The organism is Maribacter sp. Asnod2-G09 (assembly GCF_045063795.1).
Lineage (GTDB): Bacteria > Bacteroidota > Bacteroidia > Flavobacteriales > Flavobacteriaceae > Maribacter.
The window spans coordinates 823,556-833,529 of record NZ_JBEFOA010000004.1 but is presented as its reverse complement, the minus strand read 5'-3'; the positions used below and the strand labels follow the sequence as shown (position 1 = coordinate 833,529).

Sequence of the window (9,974 nt, the reverse complement as noted above, 5' to 3'; positions counted from 1 at the left end):
AACAAATAAAGCGACCTTTTTGCTCTTGGCTAAAAAAATGTTGTATACCGGCTAATTATGTTGCTGTAAGCGTTAATTCTATATGCTTGGTAAAAATTATTGAAGTGAAATGATTATTTTGTAAGTAAATTTGAAGCATGTCAGAAGAAAGATTAATGTCAAAGAAAAAACCTGCTTACCCTGTAAGTGAGGCTTTAGATGGCTACTTGGAACACTATAGCAGAAAAATTGAAATTCCCATTTTTTATGACGATTTACTTCGGTTTTCTGGGTCGGTTGTCGTGTATGATAAAAATGATGAAGATACCCTTTGGGTACGTGCTTATTATTCAGAATTTGATAGAAAAGAAATAGACGATAGTTTAAAGAAAGTTTATTCTATTTTACATTCTGATGGAAGCGATAATATTCATCAATATTTGAATGTTGATGCTGTAGATTTCTGTACGTTCGGTAATTCTAAACCTTTTAGAATTAAGGTAAGAAATATATTGAACGATAACTTCACTTATTTCTACGTAAAAAAGACGGATGCATCTCGTATTTATGGCTTAGAATTAGAGCATATGCTTTCACCTTACAACCTTAACTTTTTGGTGTATAAAGACACTTTAATTGAGGAGCATATTGCAGGTATACCTGGTGATGAATTTATAAAGCATAATTTACCGAAATGTACCCCAAGAGAAAAAGCGCAACTGGCAAAAGAATTTGTAAAATTCAATGAACGTTGCATGATTCGATTACTAGGCGATATGAGGTCATATAACTATGTAATTGTGCCTACGCATGATTTTGACCATGTAGTGTATAAAATACGTGCTATAGATTTTGATCAACAGTGTTTTGAAGGAAAACTAAAAGTCTATAGACCTCAGTTTTTTAAAGAAAATTTTCAAATGGTTGAGTTGGTTCGTAAAAAACTAACACATGATTCTGTAGATCAATATAAATTAGAAGAACGTTCTATGGTGGCGAAGAGAATTTTAAGTTCAGGAAACAGAATTAAAAAATTACGCGCTATCTGTAAAACTGATGAAATTTCTACTCCAGAAAATATAGCGATGTTAAGAGAACAGATTGAAGTTCTTACTATGGATATGGACTTTCAGAACTGTACTACAATGGGAGAGGTATTGGATTTAGCATTGAATTTTGTTCGTAGAAATTATGAAGATGTAAGTGTAAAACAGATTATAGAACACAATATTAAAATCAATAACTAGAGTGTAATTGACTAGTTAATATTTAAAAAGCCCATTATTTTCTTAAGAAAATAATGGGCTTTTTACTTGTTGTAAGTTCAGCGAATTCACGAAAAACTAGCTTTTTTGTTCTTTATTAAAGTACACTAGATAGTAATACATCTGTCTTTCTTCATCCCAACCTTTTTCAACAAATTTCTCTGCAGATTCTGGGTTAATGAAATCCATTTTAATTTGAATATTGGTATCCAAATTAATAACGTTCTTTATCTTTTTACGAGCATCTGATACTGCTTTGTTGGCAATGTCGAAGGTAGAAACATCTTCAATACTAAATTTCGGACCTTTCTCTGCTTTGTAATGTTTAAATTCAGGTATCAATTCCGGATTTTCCATCACCTCGTTCAAAAAAGTAGACTCTTCAAAAGCATCATTTTTTGCAAAATGGTTTACCGCACGGTTCATGAATAAAACCTCTTGTTGCTTGTCTTCTGCTGGTAAAACCACCTCTTTAGCAAAGTCTTGACAAAATTTCAAGTAGTTTTTTGTCTTAAAGTTATCATCTGAAAGTGGTTCAACACCTAAAAAGTTTTCTATCCAATATTTAGTATCGTACTTATTGCTATCTACTGAAAGTACCTTGTAACCCTCTTCTTTTTCGACATTGAAGATCAAACACCCTTTATCTAATTTATTGATATTGATACCTTGTTGAATAACGATATCTAAATTGCTGTTCTTTTCTTCGAACTGAATAAAATCGTGTTTTAACTCACTCTTAAAAATACCAATGGCATCTACTTTTTTGTTGTCTAAAAGCAACCCAGAAAGGAAGGCAACATATACCTCACCACTTTTAATATGTGGGTGGTTAGATTGCTCGAATAATAAAGAAGCTACTTTTTTTGAATTTAAATGTGCTTTTGAAGGATCTTCAAAAACTTCACTTACAATTTTGTATAATTCGTTGAATTCAACATCAACTTCATTAGCTAGTTTATAGTAGTTTTCTTCTTTTTCTCTGAAAGGCTTAAAAAAGTATTCTTTTAATAAACCAGTAGTTTCATCGTTAAGTCTAAATGGTTCTTCTGAAAGAAAAACGCCTTCATTCTTATTTTTGTTACCAACTCTATGTATAGATATACTTTCAATTTGGGTAGCATAAAGATTAATCATAAAATGTTCTAAATTAAATGGTTAGTAAGCGAAAATGTGTTTTTAACTCGATAATCGAGATTTTAATGCTCCGACGCTTGCGTCGAAATATAAATTATGTTTTCAATTCGATACCTCGAGGACTAGCAAGTTCATTTACTGAAATTTAGTTCCAATTTTCATCGAAATCTAAATCGTCGTAATTGTCAAAAGTATCATCAAAATCAAATGCACTGTTTTCTGCCTCAAAATTCTTTTCCGGCGGAGTTTCTGGTAGCTCACCAAATGTAAAAAGAACATTAGGGTAGGCGCGACCATCTTCATTTTCTTGAATATCTGCAAGCTCAACGAAAAACGTCCACATGTTCATGAAATCATAAACGTAGATCAGTTTAGGGTTGTTCTCGGTCATGATATCCTCTAAAAAGGTTTCATTCATTAATCGTACATCAGAACCAGATTCACTCATATCAAAAAGAGCAATCTCTTCGTCTTGTTTCCACTCTTCATCACAGGTGTAAAAAGACGCCATTTCATTACCTAAAAAACCAAACGCCTGAGTAATGGCATTATGAAATTCTTCTAATGAATTGTGGGACTCAATTTCTAAATCTCTGAAAATATCTTCTTCAGCGTCTAGAATTATACGAATTTTATAAATCATACCTTAATTTTTGTGGGAGGGCAAAGTTACGAAGTTTTCGAATCTTTTCTAGGCATTAATGCATCTAAAAGTATGTAGAATTGAACTCCGAATAAGATAGAAGCTAAAACAAGATGTAACGGCTGACTAGCAAACGGGAAATCTAAATAGTTCATGGCAATACCCGTAAATACTTCAACTACCAGTAAAAACAAGACCCAGTAAATTTTAAAGTGTCCTAAATCTAATTTTGTAATTCTATATGCTAAGAATGCGTTTATTAATAGGACTAGGATAGAAAATGAACGGTGTATATAAAATAGTAGTTCTGGGTTTTTTAACCAATGATCTCTAGCATTGTAACCGAAAATGTCTATTTGCTCGTCTATAAATTGTCGTACTTGAGTACCCATAGCAATTTGAACAAGTGTCAATACAATTGCTACAATACTGATATTCAATACTAATTTATCATACTTAATACGTTTGTTCTCTTCATTTGCTAAATAGATAACATAAAGTAACATCGCAACGATTACTAATGCCATAAGCATGTGAACAGTAATTTTTGCAGGCTCTAAAACAGAGTATACAACCGTTGCGCCTAACCAAGCTTGAAAAACCATGCCTACAACCACCAACCAAGATAGTATGGGTATACGCTTTTTCTTCTTCCAGAATTTAATAGACATTATGGCAAGCAGTAGTGTGGCGAGACCGGCTAAGGCACCAAAAAGCCTATTTATATATTCGATCCACGTGTGCCACGGATTAAATTCTGCGTAATCATGTTTCGTATAAGGCTCCCAATTAGCGACATTGAAAGCATCTTTTGTAGTAAATGATTCTTTAGAAACCTGTAAGGTTTCACGATAAATAATTACCTGACCTTTTTCAAATAATCGATTTGGTTGCCATTGTATTTCTGTAACCTCTGTTGGTGGTATATAGTAACCAAAACATTTGGGCCAATCTGGGCAACCCATGCCGCTACCTGTCATTCTAACTACGGCACCTGCGACAATCACTAAATAAACTAACACCAAAGATATTTTGGCAATTTTTCTAAATGTAATATCCATAAATAATATCCATTCTATTTTGTACTTTGTAGTCCTAATTCAGCACCCTTAAGATACATAAAATCTTGAGCCGCTTTATATTCATTCGGAATTTCTCCTTCTAAAATAGCTTCTTTAATCGCTTCTTTTATAATTCCGATTTCCTTTGATGGTTTCAGAGAAAAAGTTTCCATTATTTCTTCGCCGCTAATAGGTGGTTGAAAGTTTCTAACATGGTCGCGCGCTTCTACTTCTTCAATTTTTTGGCGAACAACTTTAAAGTTTTGACGGTATTTACGCTGCTTCTTTGGATTCTTAGTCGTGATATCCGCTTCACATAAAGTCATTAAATCTTCAACATTGTCACCTGCATCAAAAACCAATCTACGCACCGCTGAATCTGTTACATAATCTTCAGATAGTATAATAGGTCTTGAACTCATTAAAACCATCTTTTGAACGAATTTCATTTTTTCGTTCAATGGCATTCGTAAACGTTTGAATAATTTGAATACCATTTTGGATCCTACGAATTCATGTCCATGAAATGTCCAACCAATTTTTTTATGGAATCTTTTGGTAGGGGCTTTACCAATATCATGTAAAAGTGCGGCCCAGCGTAACCAAAGGTCATCTGTAGCTTCAGATATATTATCGACTACCTCTAAAGTATGCCAAAAGTTGTCTTTATGTTTTTGACCTTCAATTTCTTCTATACCCTGTAATGCGGTAAGCTCTGGTATAATTAGCTCTAGTAATTCTGTTTTATGAAGTAACGAAAAGCCTAAAGAAGGTTTTTTGCACAGCATAATTTTATGAAGCTCATCTAGAATTCGCTCATTAGAAACAATTTTTAGACGGTCTTTATTTTCTGCAATCGCCTGTAAAGAGGGTAGTGCTATTTGAAAATCTAATTGTGTAGCAAAACGAATGGCCCGCATCATACGTAAAGGGTCGTCTGAATAGGTAATACCTGGTTCTAGCGGAGTTTTTATAATCTTGCTCTCTAAGTCAGCAATACCGCCAAAAGGGTCAAGAAGGGCTCCGTAATTCGATTTATTCAGCGAAAGCGCCAAAGCATTTATAGTGAAATCGCGTCTTTTTTGGTCATCTTCTAAAGTGCCATCTTCAACGATAGGTTTGCGACTATCGCGCTGATAACTTTCTTTACGTGCACCCACAAATTCAAGTTCAATACCATTACTTTTGATCATGGCAGTACCAAAATTCTTGAAAACCGATACTTGGGGTTTGCCCTCTAATTTAGAAGCAACTTTTTCGGCAAGTTTAATACCACTGCCAATTGCAACAACATCTATATCTTTAGGTATGTTACGTTTTAAAAAATAATCTCTTACAAAACCTCCTATAACATAACAGTCTACAGAAAGTTCTTCTGCAGCTTCTGAAATAATATTGAAAATTGGGTTGTTTAAAGCGTCTGTATAGCTCTCTTGCATGTTCTTAATCTCGAATAATCTTCACCGTACCATCATTAGCTAATCTAATAATTGAAGAGGCGGAGCTATTCTGTTTCTCACGATGCAAATTTACCACATAGTCTACACCTTTTAAAATGGCTGAATCTATATTTTGGAAAGATTTTGGTGTGCTTTGTCCAGAAATGTTGGCAGATGTAGAAACAATTGGCTTTTTAAACTTACCAATTAGGTATTGGCAGAATTTATCTGATGCTACTCTTACAGCTAAAGTATTGTCTTCTGCTATTAAGTTTTTAGCCACACCACGAGGTTTATCGAATATTATAGTCGTCGGCTTTGTAGAAAGGTCAATAATGTCATAAGCAAGATCAGATACCTTTTCGACATGCTTTTCGAGCATAGCATCATTGGCAACTAAACATATTAATGCTTTGCTGTCGTCGCGTTGTTTTAATTTAAACACCTTTTCTACAGCTTTTTCATTCGTAGCATCACAACCAATACCCCAAATGGTATCGGTAGGGTAGAGTATGAGTCCGCCATTTTCTAGAACTTCTATGCATTTGTTGATTTCCTCTGTCATTTGTTTTTGGCTTGTATTATAGAAAATTTTCTGGAGTAATGTTGAAGTAATTAGTTATTGCTAACCATTGGGTTTTGTTTTTATCACCTCCAATATTCAACTTTTTTAGAGATTGCTTTTGTGACCCGATAATGGGAATAGGTGTTTTAGCTTTATTATTTGCTTGCATAGATTCGGTACCTTTTAAGTAAGCCATCGCTTTAAACCATAAGTCATCTGCTTTCGGAGCCAATTCTAAAAATAATGTTGAATCGGTTACTTTTTCAGAAAGGCTATTCGGTGGATATAAAACACCCTCGGCACCAATTGGTATTACGGCAGAGCTTTTGAATTTTGAATATCTATCAAAGACCCAACTTTTATACGATTGTAATTCTCCAGTCTTTTTATATGTAATATATCTGGTCTGATTCGCGATAATTTTTTTTGGATGTGATAGATGTTCTTCATGCAATAGTCGAAGCCAGTTTGGTCTATAAAGCATATCATCATCACAAGTAACAATTATATCATTAGGGAATAATTCTAAGCTATGAATGAGCTTTCTGTGAGAACAAGTTAAATCAGAATACATGATTTCAAATAAATCACTTTCTAAAGTCGCTAGCTTTTTGGGTATTTTATTTTTTAACGAATGATGTAACCATATAATTATTTTCTTTGGTCGCGCATCTTGATTTAAGAGACTTCTTATGGTAAGATGAAGTGTGCCTAACCTTGATGGAATGGAGGTTAAAGAAACAATTACCGGTATTTCTGTCTTATTCTCGGTTATCATACTTTTAGACGAAAGGGCTAAAAGTTTAACCGAATTGTAAATTGATACAGGAATTTCTTTTAACTTCATTTTACAATGCTGTAATTTGTCCCTTTATTAAGAGACCGTCTTTTCTAGCTCAAAGATAGATAAGAGTTTTATATTTTTGCAGTAATTTGAAACGTAGCATGGAGATTCCTAAAATAAGTATCATCGTTAGTACATATAATGCCGAAGAGTGGCTAAAGAAGGTACTATGGGGCTTTGAGCAACAAATATTCAAAGATTTTGAAGTTGTTATTGCTGATGACGGGTCCAAAGCACCTACTAAAGAATTATTGGCAGAGATGGCTGAAAAGGTGCATTACCCAATTGTGCATGTTTGGCAAGAAGACGATGGCTTTCAAAAATCTAGAATATTAAATAAAGCGGTAACTGCCTGTTCTGCAGATTATATTATCATGACCGATGGTGATTGTATACCTCGAGAAGATTTTGTTCAGGTGCATTACATCAATAAAGAACCGGGTTATTTTATTTCTGGTGGATATTACATGCTACCCATGAATATTTCTAAATTAATTACTCTTGACGATATTGAAAATCAACGATGCTTTAATATTCAATGGTTGAAGGATAAAGGAATACCGCAGACTTTTAAAAATAACAAGCTTACAGCTAAAGGATTTATTTCTAAAATTTTAAATAGGGTTACACCGACCAATGCAAGTTGGAACGGACATAATTCTTCTGGGTGGAAAAAGGATATTGAAAATGTAAACGGCTTCGATGAGCGCATGCAATATGGTGGTCAAGATAGAGAGCTAGGTGAACGTTTGTTCAATTTCGGCTTAAAGTCTAAGCAACTACGCTATAGTGCAGTTTGTGTGCATTTAGACCATAAAAGAGGGTATAAGACACCAGAATCTATTGCTAAGAATGTGGGAATAAGAAATGCTACTAAAAAGGAAAAAAGCGTGTGGACGTTTTACGGCATTACTAAGTAATACGCAAGCTCATTTTTTTGTTCCAGTCTTTTAAGTTCATTATAACGTTCTAAAACACCTAATGAATTAAGGTAGCAAATAATAAAACCTTTTTTGCCATCTAGTATACCAAGACGTAAGATGTAATGGTTGAAAAATTTCCAACCAGTTTTTAAAACCATCATTACATAGCTAAACTTCTTTTCTTTGTAAAACGATTCAATAGCCTTTAAACGACCATATTTCAGCATTTTACCTTTGTAATCTTCGTAGTTCTTGTAACAGTAGTGCGTCAGTTTTTCTTTCAAAATACCAGAAGCGCCATCAACGTCTAATGTTTCATGAACAATTTTACAGTCAGAAAATACAGCTTTACTTTTTCTAAAAAGTCTGTAGTTTTTATCAGTTTGCCATCCGCTGAAATTCAATTTTTCATTCTTGAACATAAATTGGCGATAAAACCAAAAAGCTGCAATATCAGTATCACTAGCTACTGTCTCTGAAATTTCATTTTGTAAAGCATCAGAAACTATTTCGTCAGCATCTAAAAATAAAACCCAGTCATTGGTAGCTTGTTTTAATGCAAATGATTTTTGAGCGGTAAAATTCTCAAACGGATTTTGAATGACTTTTACTTTCGGGTTATCCTTTAAATATTCATAAGTTCCGTCGGTACTAAAAGAATCAACTACAATAATTTCATCGGCAAAAGAAACTGATTCAATACACTTTTCAATGTACCCAATTTCGTTATACGTAATTACTAATGCGGTAAGTTGTTCTTTTTTGGTAATCATACAATCCAATTTGATAGGTTTGCTCTAATCGGAGCGAACAAAGTTATAACAAAAAAAGAATTAAAAAATTGTGTTAAGCAGTAAAATTCTTACACAATTGAAATCCAACGTTATAGCATGGTTCAGTTTATAAGAGGGCGTATTTTAGAATGGTTGCGTTCAATTATCAAAAAGTTTTTTAGTTTTTGCTAACGCTGCGCCAATAACCTGGTGCATATCGTAATACTTGTATTCTGCTAGCCTACCACCAAATATTACTAAGTCTTTGGCAGCCTTGTTCTTATACTGTAAATACCTGTTATTATTCTTGTCATCGTTGATTGGGTAGTACGGTTCAGAATCGGTTGAAGCTTCTAACGGATATTCTTTGGTAATGACTGTTTTCTTTTGTTGCCCGAATTCAAAATGCTTGTGCTCTAAAATTCTTGTATATGGTATTTCTGCTTCGGTATAATTAATTACCGCATTACCTTGGTAATTTTCAATGTCTAAAATTTCATGGTCAAAACGCAAGCCTCGATATTCTAATTTACCAAATTCGTAGTTGTAGTATTCGTCAATTTTACCCGTAAAAACAGTTTTATGAGCCATGTTGTCAAGCGCTATTTTATCTTTAAAATAGTTGACGCCAAGTTGTACGTCTATACCTTCTAAAAGTCCGCCACTTAATTCGTTATAACCTCCAATAGGTATGCCTTGGTAGCTATCGTTGAAATAATTGTTGTCGAATGTGAATCTTAAGGGTAGGCGTTTAATTATGAATGCAGGTAATTCTGTAGCTTTTCTTCCCCACTGTTTTTCGGTATACCCTTTAATCAGTTTGAAATAAATATCTTCACCAACAAGCGAAAGTGCTTGCTCTTCTAAATTTTGTGGCTGTTTTTTTTGATACTTCTTGCTTTGTTCATCAATAATAGATTTTGCCTCTGCGGGAGTCTTAGTACCCCATAATTGATAAAAGGTGTTCATATTAAAAGGTAAATTATACAATGAACCTTTGTGGTTGGCAACCGGAGAATTGGTGTATCTATTAAACGTAACAAAGTCATTTACATAGTCCCAAATTTTCTTGTCATTGGTATGGAAAATATGCGCTCCGTAGGCGTGCACATTAATATCTTCTATTTTTTTACAAAAGGTATTTCCACCAATATGTTCTCTTTTATCTACTACTAAACAAGTCTTTCCTCTTTTTTTTGCCTCATGGGCAAAAACTGCTCCGTATAAACCGGCGCCTACAATAAGAAAATCATACTTTTTAGTTGATACCATTTTTCAATATTAAAAGATCAAAGATACAGTTTGTGATGGAAATTGGTTAACACGAAAAGGTTTACTATAATTG

Annotated in this window: 10 protein-coding genes; 2 read left to right on the top strand and 8 right to left on the bottom strand. The window is 33.7% G+C overall.

What is annotated here, in order from left to right; genetic code table 11:
• The first annotated feature begins 137 nt into the window (after window positions 1–137).
• Entirely contained in the window at window positions 138–1,226 is a 1,089-nt protein-coding gene (locus ACJJVT_RS10660) for a hypothetical protein (protein ID WP_405398547.1), read from the top strand.
• Between the two features lie 96 nt (window positions 1,227–1,322).
• Here the strand turns inward: ACJJVT_RS10660 and ACJJVT_RS10655 are convergent, their stop codons facing one another.
• The 6 genes from ACJJVT_RS10655 to ACJJVT_RS10630 form a co-directional block, all read right to left on the bottom strand.
• Entirely contained in the window at window positions 1,323–2,381 is a 1,059-nt protein-coding gene (locus tag ACJJVT_RS10655) for a nucleoid-associated protein (RefSeq protein WP_405398546.1), read from the bottom strand.
• Between the two features lie 145 nt (window positions 2,382–2,526).
• Window positions 2,527–3,024, bottom strand: a complete 498-nt coding sequence (locus ACJJVT_RS10650) for an IS1096 element passenger TnpR family protein (protein WP_405398543.1) — start codon at window positions 3,022–3,024, stop codon at window positions 2,527–2,529.
• Between the two features lie 26 nt (window positions 3,025–3,050).
• A complete protein-coding gene (locus tag ACJJVT_RS10645; RefSeq protein WP_405398542.1) occupies window positions 3,051–4,085 on the bottom strand; it encodes a COX15/CtaA family protein in 1,035 nt (344 codons plus the stop codon).
• A gap of 14 nt (window positions 4,086–4,099) precedes the next feature.
• Window positions 4,100–5,524: a CCA tRNA nucleotidyltransferase gene (locus ACJJVT_RS10640; protein ID WP_405398541.1), complete on the bottom strand. Its 1,425-nt coding sequence runs from the start codon at window positions 5,522–5,524 to the stop codon at window positions 4,100–4,102.
• Between the two features lie 4 nt (window positions 5,525–5,528).
• Window positions 5,529–6,089: an L-threonylcarbamoyladenylate synthase gene (locus ACJJVT_RS10635; protein ID WP_405398540.1), complete on the bottom strand. Its 561-nt coding sequence runs from the start codon at window positions 6,087–6,089 to the stop codon at window positions 5,529–5,531.
• A 16-nt stretch (window positions 6,090–6,105) separates the two neighbouring features.
• On the bottom strand, window positions 6,106–6,936 hold the full coding sequence (locus ACJJVT_RS10630; RefSeq protein WP_405398539.1) for a glycosyltransferase family A protein: 831 nt from the start codon (window positions 6,934–6,936) through the stop codon (window positions 6,106–6,108).
• A gap of 98 nt (window positions 6,937–7,034) precedes the next feature.
• Here ACJJVT_RS10630 and ACJJVT_RS10625 point away from each other — a divergent pair, with 98 nt between their 5' ends.
• The gene (locus tag ACJJVT_RS10625; protein WP_405398537.1) at window positions 7,035–7,853 is read left to right on the top strand and encodes a glycosyltransferase family 2 protein; all 819 of its coding nucleotides are present in this window, start codon (window positions 7,035–7,037) and stop codon (window positions 7,851–7,853) included.
• Here the strand turns inward: ACJJVT_RS10625 and ACJJVT_RS10620 are convergent.
• Together ACJJVT_RS10620 and glf are read right to left on the bottom strand one after the other, a co-directional pair.
• Entirely contained in the window at window positions 7,835–8,629 is a 795-nt protein-coding gene (locus ACJJVT_RS10620; protein ID WP_133686877.1) for a glycosyltransferase family 2 protein, read from the bottom strand. The genes ACJJVT_RS10625 and ACJJVT_RS10620 overlap by 19 nt on opposite strands.
• 159 nt (window positions 8,630–8,788) lie before the next feature.
• On the bottom strand, window positions 8,789–9,901 hold the full coding sequence (glf, locus tag ACJJVT_RS10615) for a UDP-galactopyranose mutase (RefSeq protein ID WP_405398535.1): 1,113 nt from the start codon (window positions 9,899–9,901) through the stop codon (window positions 8,789–8,791).
• Between the last annotated feature and the right edge of the window lie 73 nt (window positions 9,902–9,974).

Bases quoted from the DNA above. Each gene is read 5' to 3' on its own strand.
- ACJJVT_RS10660 (WP_405398547.1), top strand. From the start codon at position 138: ATGTCAGAAGAAAGATTAATGTCAAAGAAAAAACCTGCTTACCCTGTA.
- ACJJVT_RS10655 (WP_405398546.1), bottom strand. From the start codon at position 2,381: ATGATTAATCTTTATGCTACCCAAATTGAAAGTATATCTATACATAGA.
- ACJJVT_RS10650 (WP_405398543.1), bottom strand. From the start codon at position 3,024: ATGATTTATAAAATTCGTATAATTCTAGACGCTGAAGAAGATATTTTC.
- ACJJVT_RS10645 (WP_405398542.1), bottom strand. From the start codon at position 4,085: ATGGATATTACATTTAGAAAAATTGCCAAAATATCTTTGGTGTTAGTT.
- ACJJVT_RS10640 (WP_405398541.1), bottom strand. From the start codon at position 5,524: ATGCAAGAGAGCTATACAGACGCTTTAAACAACCCAATTTTCAATATT.
- ACJJVT_RS10635 (WP_405398540.1), bottom strand. From the start codon at position 6,089: ATGACAGAGGAAATCAACAAATGCATAGAAGTTCTAGAAAATGGCGGA.
- ACJJVT_RS10630 (WP_405398539.1), bottom strand. From the start codon at position 6,936: ATGAAGTTAAAAGAAATTCCTGTATCAATTTACAATTCGGTTAAACTT.
- ACJJVT_RS10625 (WP_405398537.1), top strand. From the start codon at position 7,035: ATGGAGATTCCTAAAATAAGTATCATCGTTAGTACATATAATGCCGAA.
- ACJJVT_RS10620 (WP_133686877.1), bottom strand. From the start codon at position 8,629: ATGATTACCAAAAAAGAACAACTTACCGCATTAGTAATTACGTATAAC.
- glf (WP_405398535.1), bottom strand. From the start codon at position 9,901: ATGGTATCAACTAAAAAGTATGATTTTCTTATTGTAGGCGCCGGTTTA.